General features: G+C 39.6%; 12 protein-coding genes and 1 pseudogene. 8 read left to right on the top strand and 5 right to left on the bottom strand.

Translation table 11 applies throughout. The features are described 5' to 3' along the window. The first annotated feature begins 22 nt into the window (after window positions 1-22). Complete coding sequence (locus EHE21_RS18250) at window positions 23-535, top strand: YgjV family protein (RefSeq protein ID WP_194951473.1); 513 nt, start codon at window positions 23-25, stop codon at window positions 533-535. A gap of 74 nt (window positions 536-609) precedes the next feature. Here EHE21_RS18250 and kdgR read toward each other — a convergent pair whose 3' ends face one another. After that, window positions 610-1431, bottom strand: a complete 822-nt coding sequence (gene kdgR, locus EHE21_RS18245; protein ID WP_088494232.1) for a DNA-binding transcriptional regulator KdgR — start codon at window positions 1429-1431, stop codon at window positions 610-612. Window positions 1432-1853: 422 nt separating this feature from the next. On the opposite strand from kdgR, the pseudogene EHE21_RS18970 reads away from it, so the two are divergent. From EHE21_RS18970 to EHE21_RS18220, 6 genes and pseudogenes are all read left to right on the top strand, one after another. After that, window positions 1854-2768, top strand: a pseudogene (locus EHE21_RS18970) (sugar kinase); the annotation flags it as partial. Then, window positions 2763-3434, top strand: a complete 672-nt coding sequence (locus tag EHE21_RS18965; RefSeq protein ID WP_324187752.1) for a bifunctional 4-hydroxy-2-oxoglutarate aldolase/2-dehydro-3-deoxy-phosphogluconate aldolase — start codon at window positions 2763-2765, stop codon at window positions 3432-3434. The pseudogene EHE21_RS18970 and the gene EHE21_RS18965, both read left to right, overlap by 6 nt. Window positions 3435-3468: 34 nt before the next feature. After that, window positions 3469-3945, top strand: a complete 477-nt coding sequence (locus tag EHE21_RS18235; protein WP_194951471.1) for a YhcH/YjgK/YiaL family protein — start codon at window positions 3469-3471, stop codon at window positions 3943-3945. Between the two features lie 337 nt (window positions 3946-4282). After that, window positions 4283-5293 carry a TRAP transporter substrate-binding protein gene (locus EHE21_RS18230; RefSeq protein WP_194951470.1) on the top strand — a complete coding sequence of 337 codons (1011 nt, stop codon included), beginning with the start codon at window positions 4283-4285 and terminating at the stop codon, window positions 5291-5293. A gap of 52 nt (window positions 5294-5345) precedes the next feature. Beyond that, on the top strand, window positions 5346-5906 hold the full coding sequence (locus EHE21_RS18225; protein ID WP_194951469.1) for a TRAP transporter small permease: 561 nt from the start codon (window positions 5346-5348) through the stop codon (window positions 5904-5906). 2 nt (window positions 5907-5908) lie between these two features. Further along, the gene (locus EHE21_RS18220; RefSeq protein WP_194951468.1) at window positions 5909-7216 is read left to right on the top strand and encodes a TRAP transporter large permease; all 1308 of its coding nucleotides are present in this window, start codon (window positions 5909-5911) and stop codon (window positions 7214-7216) included. A 149-nt stretch (window positions 7217-7365) separates the two neighbouring features. On the opposite strand, the gene EHE21_RS18215 is transcribed toward EHE21_RS18220, so the two are convergent. Next, window positions 7366-8682 (bottom strand): sodium-dependent transporter, encoded by a 1317-nt coding sequence (locus EHE21_RS18215; RefSeq protein WP_194951467.1) that lies wholly within the window; start codon window positions 8680-8682, stop codon window positions 7366-7368. Between the two features lie 607 nt (window positions 8683-9289). Between EHE21_RS18215 and fdhF the strand changes: the two genes are divergently transcribed. Then, entirely contained in the window at window positions 9290-11458 is a 2169-nt protein-coding gene (fdhF, locus tag EHE21_RS18210) for a formate dehydrogenase subunit alpha (protein ID WP_194951466.1), read from the top strand. Between the two features lie 84 nt (window positions 11459-11542). Here the strand turns inward: fdhF and fdoI are convergent, their stop codons facing one another. From fdoI to fdnG, 3 genes are read right to left on the bottom strand one after another with little or no spacing between them, the layout of a single operon-like run. After that, complete coding sequence (gene fdoI / locus EHE21_RS18205; protein ID WP_194952718.1) at window positions 11543-12202, bottom strand: formate dehydrogenase cytochrome b556 subunit; 660 nt, start codon at window positions 12200-12202, stop codon at window positions 11543-11545. Continuing rightward, window positions 12199-13128: a formate dehydrogenase subunit beta gene (fdxH, locus tag EHE21_RS18200; RefSeq protein WP_099659236.1), complete on the bottom strand. Its 930-nt coding sequence runs from the start codon at window positions 13126-13128 to the stop codon at window positions 12199-12201. Before fdxH ends, fdoI begins: the two co-directional genes overlap by 4 nt. 10 nt (window positions 13129-13138) lie before the next feature. Continuing rightward, a complete protein-coding gene (fdnG, locus tag EHE21_RS18195; protein WP_194951465.1) occupies window positions 13139-16186 on the bottom strand; it encodes a formate dehydrogenase-N subunit alpha in 3048 nt (1015 codons plus the stop codon). Window positions 16187-16466: the final 280 nt, after the last annotated feature.

Genomic DNA, 16466 nt, shown 5'->3' with positions numbered 1-16466 from the left:
TGAGCTGTGATAAGGGGGTTGCATGTTTTTTGAAAATTATTGGTTTGCCCAAGGTATTGGTGTTCTGGGGTGCCTTATTGGTGCAACTGCCTTTATGCAACGACAAGATAGCAAACTGAGATTTCAGCTCACGCTCAATGGCCTTTTGATGTCTATTCATTTCTTTTTGATAGGCTCAACAGTCGGAGCTATTAACTGTTTACTTTGTGCAATCCGAAATTGGGTATCGGGCTATTCGCGTAATATTGGGATCATGTTGATCTTTATTGCTTTAGCATGGTTTTTAGTGATCCCAAAAATCATCCATCCAATACAATTCTTAACGTTATTCGCGACGACATTAACAACCTATGCACTATTTCGCTTTAACGGTATTGTGCTTAGATTGTGTATGTTAACCAGTACGTTATGTTGGTTAACGCATAATATTTGGGCAGGTTCAATTGGTGGAATAGTACAAGAAAGCCTTTTCTTGGTTGTGAATAGCCGAACTATTTTTAAACTCTATAAAGCGAAATTACAGGGTTCGTTATGACAAAGAAGAATAAAAAAATCCATTAATATATTATTAATGGATTTTCATTATAAACAAAGAGTTAGGTTTGATTTTTAAATGTTTTCAGCCAAGACATTGGTGTCTGTGTAGCTAAAAGGGTAGTCGTGGAAACCTAATCCAGCAGAAATATTTGCTGCTGCTTCATGTAATTGCGCGATTAACGCAACTTTATTCTCTTCTTGGAAACGAATTAAAGGTAGAGATAAAGAAAGGCCGGCAATAATTCTGCCCATACGGCTATAAATAGGCACAGCAAAACAACGTAAGCCATGTTCCATTTCTTCTTTATCTTCTGCGTAACCTTGTTTGCGAACTTGTTCTAATTCAACAAGTAAAGCATCGATATCTTTCAGTGTGTATTTTGTAAAAGGTTCAAAAGTCACATTAGCCAAAATAGCGCGAATTTCCGTTTCTGGAAGCCAAGCAAGCATAATTTTACCTAGCCCAGTGCTATAAAGTGGACGGCGACGACCAATGCGAGAATACATCTGTAAATTGTATTCAGAGTCTATTTTATGCAGATAAACAATGCTGTCTTCGTCTAATGTACCGAGATGAAGCGTTTCTTTGGTTAGTTTTCCAAGGCGATACATTTGCTCATCAGCAAGTTTAATCAAGTCTTGGTTTTCAAGTGCTTTTGCGCCTAACTCAAATAATTTTAAGTTAAGAGAATACTTATCTGTTTCACCTTCTTGGGAAACATACCCTAACGTTTTCATCGTTTGTAAAAAACGATAGACGGTGCTTTTAGACATCATGATCCGCAAGGATAACTCTGTCACACCAATCACTTTTTCCTCGCCAAGTGCTTGTAATATAGCGAATACTTTGAGTACAGAGGAAACTGAATCAGGAGTGTTTTCTATTTCAGACATTGTGAGTCCTAAAAAATGATTTATTGTTTCATTATATTTGAAATGCTACAAAAATTATAGCGATTAGCGATGATGATTCAATAAGCTTAACGAGTTTTCATCATGTAACGTGTTGCTAATCACAGTATTTTTAAATGAAAAATATCTAAATTTGATATTTTTTATGTGTGTATCACTTTGAATTTAAAGTAGATAGAGATAAATAGCCGTCATGGTTTTGTGTATGCTATTGGGTATCTGAGCACGCGATAACATGATGAGTACTTTATGGCTTTTTATGGATCTTCTTTAAACTTACTTTTTTATGCATTTTGAAAACAATGACAATATCACAAAATTAATGAAATGTTGTTTTAAATCTTTTTAATTGAATCGATTTAAAATAAAATGACCTTACTGCTAATGTGAAAATGGAAAGCGCTATGGCTATCAATGTGGCTGTTATTGGCGAATGTATGATCGAACTATCCGAAAATCAGGCGAATATTGTGCGCCATTTTGGAGGAGATACTCTTAATACTGCTGTTTATTTGACTCGCGCAAACCCCAATTTATCTGTTCATTATGTAAGTGCATTAGGTACGGATCCAATGAGTAGTGCCATGTTAGAGCAATGGCAAAAAGAAGGGGTACATACTGAATTAGTCCAGAGATTAGATAATAAATTACCCGGACTTTATCTCATAAACACGGATAACCAAGGAGAGCGTACCTTCCATTATTGGCGTAACGATGCCGCCGCGCGATATTGGTTACGATCACCAAAAGCCCCAATGATTTTTCAGCAACTGCTTGATTTTGATTATATCTATTTAAGCGGTATCAGCTTGGCGATTTTATCTCCTGAAGATAGAGAACTGCTTTTACAACAATTAGCTAAGTGTCGAGAAAAAGGTGTGAAAATCGCCTTTGATAATAACTATCGCCCAAGATTATGGGAAAGCCTCGATGCTGCGCAAAAAGCCTATCAAGCTGTATTGTCACTCACTGACTTGGCTTTTCTCACATTAGACGATGAATTTCTTCTTTGGGGGGATAGTGAAGAAGCGCAATGTGTGTCTAGGACGATTGAATTTGGTGTTGGGGAAATCGTTATTAAAAAAGGCGCAGAACCTTGCCTGATTATACAGCAAGGACATTGTGATGAAGTTCCCGCCATAAAACTTGATAAGCAAAGTGTGATTGATACAACTGCCGCTGGTGATTCATTTAGTGCAGGTTATCTTGCTACGCGATTAGCGGGTGAGTCAGTTGTAATGTCTGCGCGTTATGCACACTTACTTGCAAGTACGGTTATTCAACATCGTGGTGCGATTATCCCAATAGTCGCGATGCCACATTCTTCAATAAAAGCGCCACTTATTCATTCAACGAGACACACTATGTCAACATTACTTGAACAACTTTCGGCACTAAAAATTATTCCTGTTATCGCAATTAAAAATGCAGATGATGTTGTTGCATTGGGTAAAGCATTAGTTGAAAACGGTATGCCTAGTGCTGAAATAACTTTTCGTACTCCTGCGGCTGCAGAAGCTATTCGCCAGTTAAGAAATGAATTCCCGAAAATGATCATTTGTGCCGGTACGGTATTAACGAAAGCACAGGTTGATCAGGCAATCGAAGCCGGTGCAGATTTTATTGTGAGTCCGGGATTTAACCCTCGCATTGTGCAGTATTGCCAGCAAAGAGGCATTCCTATTATTCCGGGTATTAACACGCCAAGTTTAGTTGAAGAGGCAATGGAACTCGGCATTAATTTATTGAAGTTTTTCCCAGCAGAACTTTCTGGTGGTATTGGCATGCTTAAAGCGTTGAGTGCCGTTTATCCTGTCTCTTTTATGCCGACAGGCGGAGTTAATGCCAACAATGTGAAAGATTACCTCGCATTACCTCGTGTTGTTGCTTGTGGTGGTACATGGATGGTGCCTTCAGATCTCGTTGATAATCAAAAATGGGAAGAAATAGGCGCTCTTGCTAAAGAAGCAATGGCAGCTTTGTAATTAAATTTAAACATGGATTTAAGAGGGTAACCCAATGATCACTGGAAATTTAAAGCAACTCGATGCAACAATGCTGCCGCCTGCACTGTTAAAATTACTCACTCAAAAAGAGTTATCGTTAAACGCTTTGCAAGAGAAGAGTGAAGGGACATATAACATTATTAATAATGATGTTTTTTATATTATTTCCACACCAACTACCGATCGTGAAGAAAACTTAAAAAGTGAGTTTCATGATCATTATCTTGATATTCAAGTTGTGCTTAAGGGGCAAGAGATGATCTCTACCAGCACAACAATTACTTATCCTCATCAATATCAAGAGACAAAACCAGATCTGATTTTCTTAGATAACCCACCTATTACGACACGTTTATTGCTTGATACAGGGGATTTTGCCATTTTTTATCCCGGAGAAGTTCATCGACCTACTTGTCAGGTAAATGCTTCGCAAAAAATTAAAAAAGCGGTTTTTAAAATCAGCAAAACATGGCTGGTAACCCAGAAATAATAACTAGGATCTTCATCCTATTATTCCCCATTCTAAATATGATTATCGGCTACTTCCCTGCTTAATAAGTAGCCGATAATTCAGATTCAAAGCGAGTTTGTAGTTTATTCCAGAATATATATTTTCTATTTCTTTACCGCTAAATTATCTTTTTTAGATAATTTAATGCTTTTTTATCAATAGGTTATTGTATTTACAAAATTGAAAATATAAAAGTGGTAATCTATTTTCAAAAAATAGGAACGCCATTTCATTTTCTTGAATTCGATCACTGAAATATCGTCAAATTCAAGTAGGATTAGCACTATCAAAATACGCAAACCCATAAGGGGTTCACATGCATACAATGAATGTTTTGCCTAAGTTATCTCTTATCAGCACCGTTGTAGTCGCTAGTCTTTTTTTAGCGGGATGTGGTGAAGATGACAAAACAGATAGTCCTGTTATTTTGAAAACGGCTTTTAACCAATCTGAAAAAAATCCTCAATACAAAGCATTGGAAGATTTTAGTCAAAAATTAGAAGCTGCTACGGGGGGTAAATATAAACTCGAAATTCATCCTAATGAATTATTGGGTGACCAACGTGCCGCTCTTGAATTAGTTCAATCAGGTGCCATTCAATTGGCTGTGGTTGCCAATCCTCTTGTTGAAAACTACAACAAAAACTTCTCTGTTCTGGCGATGCCTTACATCTATAACGACTCAGAACACCAAAGAAAAGTTTTTACAGGCGATATGTTAGATGGCCTATTTAGCTCAACCAAAGGAAATGGTTTCGAGGTACTTACTGCCTATACCGCAGGTGCTCGTAGTATGTATGTGAAGGGAACACCTGTTCAAACACCTGAAGATATGAAAGGAAGAAAGATCCGGGTCATGCAATCTGACACTATGGTGAAAATGTTATCTTGCATGGGTGGAACAGGTGTTCCTATGGGACAGGGTGAAGTTTATTCCGCTATCCAACAAGGTGTTCTTGATGGCGCTGAGAATAATGAAATCACTTATGCTGACTTAAAACAGTATGAAGTTGCACCGAGTTTCTCTTATACCCGCCATGTCATGGTTGCCGACTTACTTATCGTGAATGAAGCATTCTTAAATAAGATGAGCCCTGAAGATCAGGCGACTTTCCGTAAGTTAGCAAAAGAAAGTACGGTTACTGAGTTTAATTTATTTAACCAAGCGTTAGACACTGCCCGACAATCTGCTATTAGCCAAGGTGCAACATTTACTGAGGTTGATATCAAGCCATTCCAAGAGCGTTGTAAACCGCTGCAAGAATCGATGCTGACCACACCAGAACAGAAAGATATCTACAATAAGATCCGCGCATTAGCCAACTAATGCCGTTTGTTGCAAGGGGCTAAGTTTTTAGCCCCTATTATAAGGATCAACCATGGAACCTTCAGAGAAATTACCCTCTTCAAACGACTCTAATACGCCTGTTGCAAAAAAGGATTTTTATACTTTTTTAACAAGCATTAAGCTAAAAATAGATACCATCGTCGCTTATTTTTGTATTTTTCTTGTGGGTTTAATGACGATATTGGTGACTTACCAAGTTGTGACCCGTTACCTATTTAACGATCCTAGTGCAGTCAGTGAAGTGCTTTCTCGCTACCTATTTATCTGGTTAATTTTAATTGGTAGTGCTTATGTGTTTGGATTACGTGAACATATTGCGATTACGTTTATGCGTGATCGGATGCCCTATAAAGTCCGTATTTGCCTTGAAATTTTAGGTGAGTTTGCCACAACCGCTTTTGTGTTATTGGTACTCACTATTGGTGGTTACATCGGTATGAGCCGCCAAATGGGACAATTGGATTCGGCACTGCAAATCCCTATTGGGGTTATCTATGCAGCTATACCTATAAGCGGTGTTCTCTCTGTTTTCTATTGCTTATATAACCAATATGGATTGGTTAGACAACTTTCTTCAAAGCAAAAGGTGTAACCATGGATATTGCAATTGTTGTTGCCCTAGTCATGTTTATTGGTGCATTCCTTCTCTTATTTATTGGTACACCAATCAGCGTCAGTATTGGACTCTCTTCTTTCTTCGCCATGGCAATGATATTGCCTTTTGATGGCGCTATTTTAACGTCAGCTCAACGCGTGTTTGTGGGGTTAGACTCTTTCGCTCTGTTAGCAATCCCGTTCTTTATTCTGGCGGGTAACTTAATGAATAACGGCGGTATCGCTATTCGCTTAATTAACTGCGCTAAGTTAGTGAGTAACTTTTTACCGGGGCCTTTAGCGCAAACTAACGTTGTTGCCAATATGCTGTTTGGCTCAATTAGTGGCTCTGGTGTTGCTTCTGCGGCGGCGATTGGTGGCATCATGTCTCCAATCCAAAAGAAAGAAAATTACGATCCCGCTTTTAGTGCCGCAGTGAATATTGCATCAGCACCAACGGGTATGTTAATTCCACCAAGTAACACACTGATTGTTTATGCCACCGTTGCAGGAAGTGTTTCGATTACAGCTCTGTTTATGGGTGGCTATATTCCCGGTATTTTATGGGGATTGGGTGTGATGTTAGTGGCAGGTTTTATTGCTAAACGTCGCGGTTATGTGGCCGAAAAAAATACCATGAAAGGGCAAGCGTTTAAGCTTGTGCTGGATGCTGTTCCTAGCTTAATGATGATTGTGGTTGTTATCGGTGGGATCTTAGGTGGGATTTTTACTGCAACAGAAGCTTCAGCCATTGCAGTTGTGTACTCTTTAATCTTAGGTATGTGTTATAAAAATATCAAAGTAAACCATTTGCCTGCTATTTTCTTAGCCACCGCAAAAATGACGGCAATTGTTATTTTGATGCTTGCAACATCATCCATTATGTCTTGGGTAATGGCATTTACTAAAATTCCTGCCATTATCGCATCAGGCTTACTCTCCTTTACTGATAGCTTCTTAGTTATCTTACTGATTATGAACTTGGTTTTACTGTTGGTTGGTACCTTTATGGATCCAACACCTGCGGTGTTAATCTTTACTCCAATCTTCCTACCGATTTGTGCTCAATTTGGTATGGATCCGGTTCAATTCGGTATCATGATGGTGTTTAACCTTTCATTAGGTACGATAACACCGCCAGTAGGTCCTATTTTATTTACCGGCTGTAAGATAGGTGAAATTAAGATTGAAGGTGTAATTAGACCGTTATTGCCTTTCTTCGCTGTGATTATTCTTGTGTTGTTATTAGTGACATATATTCCTGCAATTTCGATGTTCTTACCTCAAGCAATGGGATTGGTTGGGTAATATTGATAAAGCTGCTAGGGAAAAAAGTAATATAAAGTATCCAAAATAAAACAAGCCGATAATAAAAAGGCTGTTATAAAACAAGAAAAAAGAGAGGGTCATTTGACCCTCTCTTTATGTTTAATAAGCTGTTTTTATCGGGGATCTGTTTAGCCAATCAATCCATGAACTAAAATAATACCGATACAAATTGGACCAATATAACGCCACACCAGTAATAAGCTTTGACGTTTTAATCCAGTGATATTTTCAGGAATAAATGCATTCGCTCTACGTGACCAACCAAAGATCAAACACATTGCAATACCAAACAGTGGCATCAAAATATTGGAAGTCAGGTAATCCAACAAATCAAAGACTGTTTTACCCCCTAATGTCACATCACTCATCGGGCCGAAAGATAATGAAACTGGAATACCCATCAGCATAATTGAGGCGGTAACGACTAATCCAGCACGACGACGAGTCCACTGAAAACGCATCTGCACATAAGCCACGATATGCTCAAGTAATGAAATAGCAGAGGTTAACGCTGCCATTAATAACAAGACAAAGAAAGTCACTGCTAAAATATTACCGCCGGGTAAGTTGGCAAAATAAACTGGCATAGTCATAAAGGTTAAACCGGGGCCTGCATTCGGCTCTAAACCTGCGGCAGATAAGGCAGGGAAAATCATTAATCCGGCAAGTACACATACCATACAAGATAAAATAACCACCCACATACTGGAGTTAGCAATACCTTTGTTATCTGCTAAATAAGCACTGTAAGTGATATGAATACCTAAACCGATAGACAGTGAGAAGAAGGCTAATCCTAACGCATCTAATACGCCTTGTGGGGTTAGCTTACTAAAATCAGGGTATAAAAATAATTTTAAACCTTCAGAAGAGCCGGGTAAGCTGATACCAACAATAATCAATAAAATCATAATGATAAACAACATCGGCATCATGATTTTAACTGCTTTTTCTAATCCACGTTGTACACCTGCTAAAACCACGAAACAGGTTAATCCAGCAAAGGCAAGGTGAGCCAAAATAGGCCATAAAGGATCACTAATAAAGCGGGTAAAAATACCGGTTAATTCAGCGCTATCGGTAATATTCAACTGACCTGTTGCCGCCATAACGGTATAGCCAATTGTCCAACCACCAACAACACTATAAAAGCTATAAATACACCAAGAGCTGAATACACCAATAACGCCAATGATGACCCAATTGCGTCCCATCATTCTTTTAAATGCGTTAACAGCCTCAGCGTGTGTGCTACTGCCCAAAATATTCTCAGCCAGTAATACTGCAAGCCCAATAACAAAACTAAATAACAAGAAGACAATTAAAAATGCACCGCCACCATTATTGGCTGCGACATAAGAAAACTTCCAGATTGCGCCAATACCGATTGCAGAGCCTGCGGCTGCTAAGATATGACCGACTCGTGATGTCCATTGTTGGCTCATTTTGCCCCCTGTGTTATCGAATGAGTGATAGAGGCTATTGCCATACAGTGGCTTATTGGTAAGACGTTGTAACTCATCATCCTAATGGTGAAACTAAACATCATAGAAACTCCCCTAAAAAACAGTTCCACCAGTAGGGGCACAACAAAAAGCCACCTTACTGGTGGCTTTTGCAAAAAAATGAACGTGCTCGGCCACCTAACGAAGGAGTAGTAGGTTTAGGCCTAAGAGTCGGTTGTTGGTGTTCATATTCATCTTTTTGCTCTTTATTGAAATGGATATAATCGCAATGCAATATGAAATATTGTTTTTCAAAATGCGTATTTATTATTTATATCATAAATTCAAACTAAAGAAATAAATTTTATTAGAATTCAGTATTAATTTTTATTTCTAAATGTTTCGCTGATGCTAATTTCTTAATTCCGTAATAAATTAGCCCTATTTGTGCAAAGTGAGCACCGACAAAAATGACGAAACGATTATCAAATATTATTTTGTTTTTGTATCTCATTGATTATATTTTGAAAATTAATTGGCATAATTCCTGCTTAGTTGAACGTTCTTTATGACTCTTTTACTCCCTAGTTAGGGGAAAGGATATCAAATGAACAAAATCAACTCCGTCTGTCCTTACTGTGGCGCTGGCTGCAAAATCAATCTCTGTGTCGAAAATGGTCGCATAATCAAAGCTGAAGGTGCCAATGGTGTCACCAATCAAGGAGAACTTTGCTTAAAAGGGCTCTATGGTTGGGATTTTCTTAATGACAATAAACTTCTGACAGCCAGAATACATGAACCCATGATCCGCCGACAAAAAGGGGCTGATTTTGAAATTGTGAGTTGGAATGAAGCGATTCAATTTACTGCAAAAAAATTACTGGAAATAAAAGAAAAATACGGTGCGAAATCCATCATGTGTACTGGCTCTTCTCGAGGTACTGGGAATGAAACCAATTTTGTGATGCAAAAGTTTGTTCGTGCAGTATTAGGTAATAATAATGTCGATTGCTGTGCTCGTGTTTGCCATGGGCCTTCTGTTGCAGGTTTACAAGAGACATTAGGCAATGGTGCCATGAGTAATTCTATTGCTGATATTGAAGATTCAGACTGCTTATTAGTCTTTGGTTATAACTGTGCTGACTCTCATCCTATTGTGGCGCGCCGTGTGGTTAAAGCGAAACAAAAAGGTGCAAAAATTATTGTTTGTGATCCTCGTAAAATCGAAACAGCCAAAATTGCTAACCAATATTTACCATTAAAAAACGGTACAAATATGGCGTTAGTGAATGCATTCGCATATACGCTAATTGATGAAGATCTTTATGATAAGGATTACGTCAGCCGTTATACCGAAGGTTTTGATGAATATAAAAAACAACTCGCAGATTATAGTCCTGAAGCAGTACAAGATATTGTCGGTATCCCAGCCATTGAAATCCGTAAAGCAATGCGCACTTATGCAGGAGCTAAAACAGCAACTATTATGTGGGGCATGGGAGTAACGCAATTTGGTCAAGCAGTTGATGTCGTCAAAGGGTTGTCTGGTCTTGCGCTATTAACGGGTAATTTAGGTAAACCGCATGTTGGCGTCGCACCAGTTCGTGGACAAAATAATGTTCAAGGTGCTTGTGACATGGGTGTTTTACCTAACATGTTCCCAGGATATCAATATGTCACTGATCAAAATACGCGTCAGAAATTCGCTAAGGCTTGGAATATTCCTGTTGAACAACTTGATCCTGAAGTGGGATATCGTATTACTGAAGTACCTCATTTAGCGATTGAAGGTAAAGTGAAGGCTTACTACATCATGGGTGAAGATCCTCTTCAAACAGAAGCCGATTTAGGCTTAGTAAGAAAAGGCTTTGAAGCCCTCGATTTTGTCGTAGTTCAAGACATCTTTATGACAAAAACCGCAGAGCAAGCCGACGTGATTTTACCTTCAACCAGTTGGGGTGAACATGCAGGTATTTTTACATGTGCAGATAGAGGTTTCCAACGTTTTGAAAAGGCCATTGAAGCACGTGGCAATGTAAAACGAGATTGGGAAATCATTAGCTTACTCGCCACTGAAATGGGCTATCCGATGTCTTATGAAAATAATGAAGAGATCTGGAATGAAGTCCGAGCATTATGCCCACTCTTCTTTGGCGTCACTTATGAAAAATTGGCGGGTTTAGCGCATATTCAATGGCCTTGTACTGATATTGAAGATAAAGGAACACCTTATTTATATTCAGGTAACCAATTCACCACACCATCTGGTAAAGGCCAGTTATTCGCGACACCATGGCGAGCACCAGCTGAATTACCAGATGCCGATTATCCAATGATCTTATCTACAGTGCGTGAAGTGGGGCATTATTCTTGTCGCTCTATGACGGGTAACTGTAAAGCCTTGGCATCACTTGCGGATGAACCCGGTTATGTTCAAGTCCACCCAGAGATTGCTAAAGAAGTGGGTATTCGTGATCAAGAAATTGTCTGGGTTGAATCACGTCGAGGTAAGGTGATGTCTCGTTGCAATGTAAATGAGACAATCAATAAGCAAGCGATTTATATGACTTATCAATGGTGGATTGGGGCATGTAATGAGCTGACTCAGGATAATCTTGATCCTGTCTCTAAAACACCTGAAACTAAATATTGTGCAGCTAAAGTGATAAAAATTGCCGATCAAAAATGGGCAGAAAGCCAAGTTTCTCAACACTATCACACAATGAGAAGTCGATTAATAAACTTAGTGGAGCAAGCAAAAACAGCAGCACATTAAGTTAAGCGTTGATTTAAAATAGAAATGGAGGCGATTAAGCCTCCATTTTTCTCACATCTACTTTATAGAAGTAAAAGCAGTCTATTATTTTTGATTTGCTTTGTTTTCTGCTTCTTTTTTCTCTTCTTCTAAGATCTCACGATACCAGCGCGGGTGATGTTTTTTCGCCCAACCACGAGTTACCCAACCTTCAATCATGCTACGAATTGAACCTTTCACCCAAAACGCGGCATAAGCATGAACAAACACCGTTATGATAAGCAAAATAGCTGACAGTGAATGAGCCAGTAAGGCAATGCGAATAACAGGGATAGAGAAATAGTCCGCGAAATAAGGACGCCAAATCATGATGCCGCTAATGGTAAGCACGATAAGGCTGATACTTAATGTCCAATAAATCCCTTTTTGACCCAAATTATAATGCCCGATATCGCCGGCTTCTTCGTTTTGTAGCACTTTATGGATATTTTTCGCCCATACTAAGTCGTCTTTATCAACAAAGTTATGTTTTAGATATCTAAAAAACATAAAGATAAAGAAGAACACCATCGCAACACCCGCAAATGGATGCAGTAAGCGCGAAAGTTGTGGTGTACCTAAAATATTCATAAACCAGTTTAGAGATGGGAAGAAAAAGCCTAGCCCACTAAAGGTGGTAAAGATAAAGAAAATCGCCACAACCCAGTGATTAATACGCTCTGAGGCAGTATGACGAAGGATTTTATCGCTTTTCTTCTTCATTATTTCTGCTCCTCTTTATTCACTGAATTTTGTGATGCTTCCATCTCTTTTTGTGCCTCTTCTTCATCTTCTTCTGTGGTGTGGTTAGGACCAATACCTAAGTAATGGAATATAGCGCCCGCAAAGGTGGCAGCAAAACCAACCGCTGCTAATGGTTTCCAAATACCTTTCCAGAATTTAACCGTTGAGCTAATTTCTGGGTTTTCTGGTAAGCCATGATATAAGTTAGGTCTATCCGCATGGTGAAGTACATACATAACGTGAGTTCCGCCAACACCCTGAGGATCGTATAAACCTGCTTTGTCATAGCCTCGGGTATTGAGTTCTGCAACACGCTCGTTTGCAAGGTGAGTCATCGCTTCTTTAGAGCCAAAATGAATAGCACCTGTTGGACAGGTTTTTACGCAAGCTGGCTCTTGACCGACTTCAACACGATCAACACACAATGTGCATTTATAAGCGCGGTTATCTTCTTCATTAATACGAGGAACATCAAAAGGACAGCCCGCAATACAATAACCACAACCAATACAATGCTCTGATTGAAAATCAACAATACCGTTAGCGTATTGAATGATGGCACCTTCTGCGGGACAGGCTTTTAAACAGCCCGGATCAGCGCAGTGCATACAGCCATCTTTACGAATTAGCCACTCCAGCTTGCCGTTTTCTTCAACTTCAGAAAATCGCATCACGGTCCACGATTTAGCGGTTAAATCCATCGGGTTATCATAAACACCGACGTTAAGACCGACTTTGTCACGAATATCGTTCCATTCTGAACAGGCAACCTGACAGGCTTTACAGCCAATACAAGTCGTCACATCGATAAGCTTTGCTACTTCTTCTTTAAAGTCACGTACCTGTGGTGCTGGCGTGAGAGAATTAGTCGCAGAACGACGAATAATATCTTGAGATTGCAATGACATTAGTTTCCCCTTATGCCTTTTCGATATTGACTAAAAACGCCTTATATTCAGGTGTGAATGAGTTTGCATCACCCACTGATGGCGTTAATGTATTGGCAAGGAAACCTTTACGTGTTGCTCCCTCAAAGCCCCAGTGGCAAGGAATACCGATAGTATCAACGACTTTGCCATTTATCGTTAGAGGTCTAATTCGCTTAGTCACCACGGCTTTGGCTTTGATATAGCCACGTTTAGCGCTGACTTTAACTTCATCACCTTGAACAATGCCTTTACGTGAAGCAAGTTGCTCACCAATCTCAATAAATTGATCGGGTTGTGCAATGGCATTAATTAATGAGTGTTTTGTCCAGTGACGGAACAATTCAGTAATTGAGTAGGTTGTTGCCACATAAGGGAATTCATCTGCTTTACCTAAATGTTCAGCATCGTAGCTGTATAAACGTGCAACAGGGTTACGAGAGACTTTCGGGTGCAGAATATTATCTTCTGTTGGCGATTCAAACGGTTCGTAGAATTCAGGGAATGGACCATCAGCCATTTTATCAACAGCAAATAAGCGTCCCATACCTTCGGGTTGCATAATAAACGGGCCTACGCCGCTATTAGGTGCTGCATTGCTATAGTCTGGCACATCAGGACCAACCCATTGATTACCATTCCATTTGATAAGTTGACGTTTTGCATCCCAAGGTTGGCCTTGTGGATCAACAGATGCGCGGTTATATAACACACGACGGTTTTGCGGCCACGCAAAAGCCCAACCCGGTGTACAACCTAGCCCTGAAGGATCGGCGTTATCGCGGTTCGCCATTTGGTTGCCTTTTTCAGTCCAACAACCGGAATAAACCCAACAGAAACTTGCCGTTGAGCCATCTGATTTCAGTTGATGGAAACCATCAAGTTGTTGTCCTTTTTTAAACAACAATTTGCCTGTTTCATCAAAGATATCTTGCATGGCTTGACCATTCGCTTCTTTTGCGACTTCTTCTGGTTGTGGATCGTAAGGGTCAACGTAGTTCCAAGAAAGATTCATGATAGGCTCAGGGCAAACACCGCCTTCTTCACGATAAAGCTCGCGTAGACGCATTAATAAATGCCCTAAAATTTTACCATCGTGCCATGCTTGTGCTGGTGGTTTTGCGCCAGCCCAGTGCCATTGTAGCCAGCGGCCTGAGTTTGCAATCGAGCCATTTTCTTCAGCAAAACATGATGAAGGTAAACGGAAGATTTCAGTTTGAATATCTTGTGGTGAAACTTCATTCATCTCGCCGTGGTTTTGCCAAAAATTAGATGATTCTGTCACTAGAGGATCAATGACAACCATATATTTTAGTTTGGCTAATGCGGCGCTACATTTATTTTTATCGGCAAAGGCGGCTAATGGGTTAAAACCTTGAACGATGTAACCATTCATTTTTCCATCGATCATCAATTGGGTTTGCGCCATGATGTCGTAGCTTTTATCCCATTTTGGTAACCAGTGATAACCCCATTCGTTTTGTGCCGTTGCGTGCTCACCCCAGAAGCTTTTTAGCAAACTAATAAAGAAATCAGGGGTTCTTTTCCAGTAGTTAACTTGGTCTGCAACCACGGTTTTTGGTGTTACCTGAGATAAATAAGTCTCTAACGATGTCTGCTTCTCATTAGGCAGAGGCATATAACCCGGTAGGTTTAATGATAATAAACCCAGATCGCTATAGCCTTGGATATTAGAGTGCCCACGTAATGCATTCACACCGCCACCCGGCATACCCACGTTACCTAATAATAACTGGATCATACCTGCTGCACGGATAGTTTGAGCACCACCAGTATGGTGTGTCCAACCGAGGGCATACAAAATAGTCGAGGTTCTGTCTTTTACACTGGTGGAAGCAAGAGCTTCACAGATATAGGTGAAATCTTCTAAAGGTGTACCACAAAGTGTAGTAACAATTTCAGGGGTATAACGTGAAACGTGTTGTTTTAAAAGATTCCACACACAACGAGGATGTTGCAGTGAGTTATCTCTTAATGCCAAACCATTCTCATCAAGCTCATAGTGCCATGAGGTTTTATCATAGCTTTGATTCTCTTTATCAAACCCACTGAAAAGACCTTCATCAAAACTAAAATCTTCACGCACAATTAAAGAAGCATTGGTATAGGCTTTCACATATTCATGCTGAATTTTATTGTGTTCAATAAGGTAATGAATAACACCTAATAAGAATGCAGTATCAGAGCCGGCACGAATAGGAGAGTAAAGGTCGGCAACGGCAGCACTACGGTTAAAACGGGGATCGACAACGATAACCTTCGCATTATTCTTAATTTTAGCTTCGATAACCCATTTAAAACCGACAGGGTGCGCTTCAGCAGGGTTACCGCCCATGATCAGCACAACGTTAGCGTTTTTAATATCAACCCAGTTATTGGTCATTGCACCACGACCAAAAGTGGGCGCTAATGCTGCAACGGTTGGCGCATGGCAAAGTCTTGCCTGACAATCGATAGCTATCATGCCTAATGAACGAGAAAACTTATTATCTAAAATTCCGGTTTCATTACTGGCAGCAGAAGAACAAAGCATACCAGTGGTAAGCCAGCGGTTAACTTCTTGCCCTTTTTCATTATGGGTAACAAAGTTTTCATCGCGATCTTTTTTCATTAAACGGGCGATTTTATCAATCGCTTCATTCCATGAAATGCGCTCCCACTTATCAGAGCCCGGTTTACGATATTCAGGATATTTCAGGCGATTTTCACTGTGGATATAATCGACAAGCCCAGCGCCTTTCGGGCATAGAGAGCCACGGCTAACAGGATGATCAGGATCGCCTTCAATGTGATAAATACTTTTATCGACATTCTTTGCACCATCACCAAGGCTATACATCAAAATACCGCAACCCACAGAGCAGTAAGTGCAGTTATTACGGGTTTCAACGGAACGTAATAATTTATATTGGCGAGCATTCGCAATAGATACTTCAGGTGCCAAGCCGAGTAATGCAGCAGATGTGCCTGCCATACCGCCAGCACAGATCTTAAAGAAAGACCTACGACTGATTTGCATCAGTGTCTCCTTGATAAATTGATAAATAACATCCGTCCCGGGCGTTTAAAAAACGTCCAGTAAAGATACGATTTCATTTTTCAATCATTCAAGACAGACCTGAGTATCGTTTTGTGAACTCAATGTGATGAACTACTACTTAAAATGACGCTGGTGATTATAACGAGGAAAAAAAATAAATCCATACTAACAATGCGGATACAAAATATATTAAAAAATAACAATTTAGTTTGATTTCCATCATGTTAAATAACCAATTTTTCAATTAACACACAAGGTA

Source organism: Proteus sp. GOKU, from assembly GCF_015475555.1.
In the GTDB taxonomy this organism is placed as follows: Bacteria; Pseudomonadota; Gammaproteobacteria; order Enterobacterales; family Enterobacteriaceae; genus Proteus; species Proteus mirabilis_B.
Note: the sequence above shows the minus strand (reverse complement) of the source record. Positions and strands in the feature narration are given on the sequence as shown.

Coding starts and splice junctions, on each gene's coding strand:
- EHE21_RS18215 (WP_194951467.1), bottom strand. CDS start 8,682: ATGAGCCAACAATGGACATCACGAGTCGGTCATATCTTAGCAGCCGCA.
- EHE21_RS18220 (WP_194951468.1), top strand. CDS start 5,909: ATGGATATTGCAATTGTTGTTGCCCTAGTCATGTTTATTGGTGCATTC.
- EHE21_RS18225 (WP_194951469.1), top strand. CDS start 5,346: ATGGAACCTTCAGAGAAATTACCCTCTTCAAACGACTCTAATACGCCT.
- kdgR (WP_088494232.1), bottom strand. CDS start 1,431: ATGTCTGAAATAGAAAACACTCCTGATTCAGTTTCCTCTGTACTCAAA.
- fdnG (WP_194951465.1), bottom strand. CDS start 16,186: ATGCAAATCAGTCGTAGGTCTTTCTTTAAGATCTGTGCTGGCGGTATG.
- EHE21_RS18230 (WP_194951470.1), top strand. CDS start 4,283: ATGCATACAATGAATGTTTTGCCTAAGTTATCTCTTATCAGCACCGTT.
- EHE21_RS18965 (WP_324187752.1), top strand. CDS start 2,763: ATGCCACATTCTTCAATAAAAGCGCCACTTATTCATTCAACGAGACAC.
- fdxH (WP_099659236.1), bottom strand. CDS start 13,128: ATGTCATTGCAATCTCAAGATATTATTCGTCGTTCTGCGACTAATTCT.
- EHE21_RS18235 (WP_194951471.1), top strand. CDS start 3,469: ATGATCACTGGAAATTTAAAGCAACTCGATGCAACAATGCTGCCGCCT.
- fdhF (WP_194951466.1), top strand. CDS start 9,290: ATGAACAAAATCAACTCCGTCTGTCCTTACTGTGGCGCTGGCTGCAAA.
- EHE21_RS18250 (WP_194951473.1), top strand. CDS start 23: ATGTTTTTTGAAAATTATTGGTTTGCCCAAGGTATTGGTGTTCTGGGG.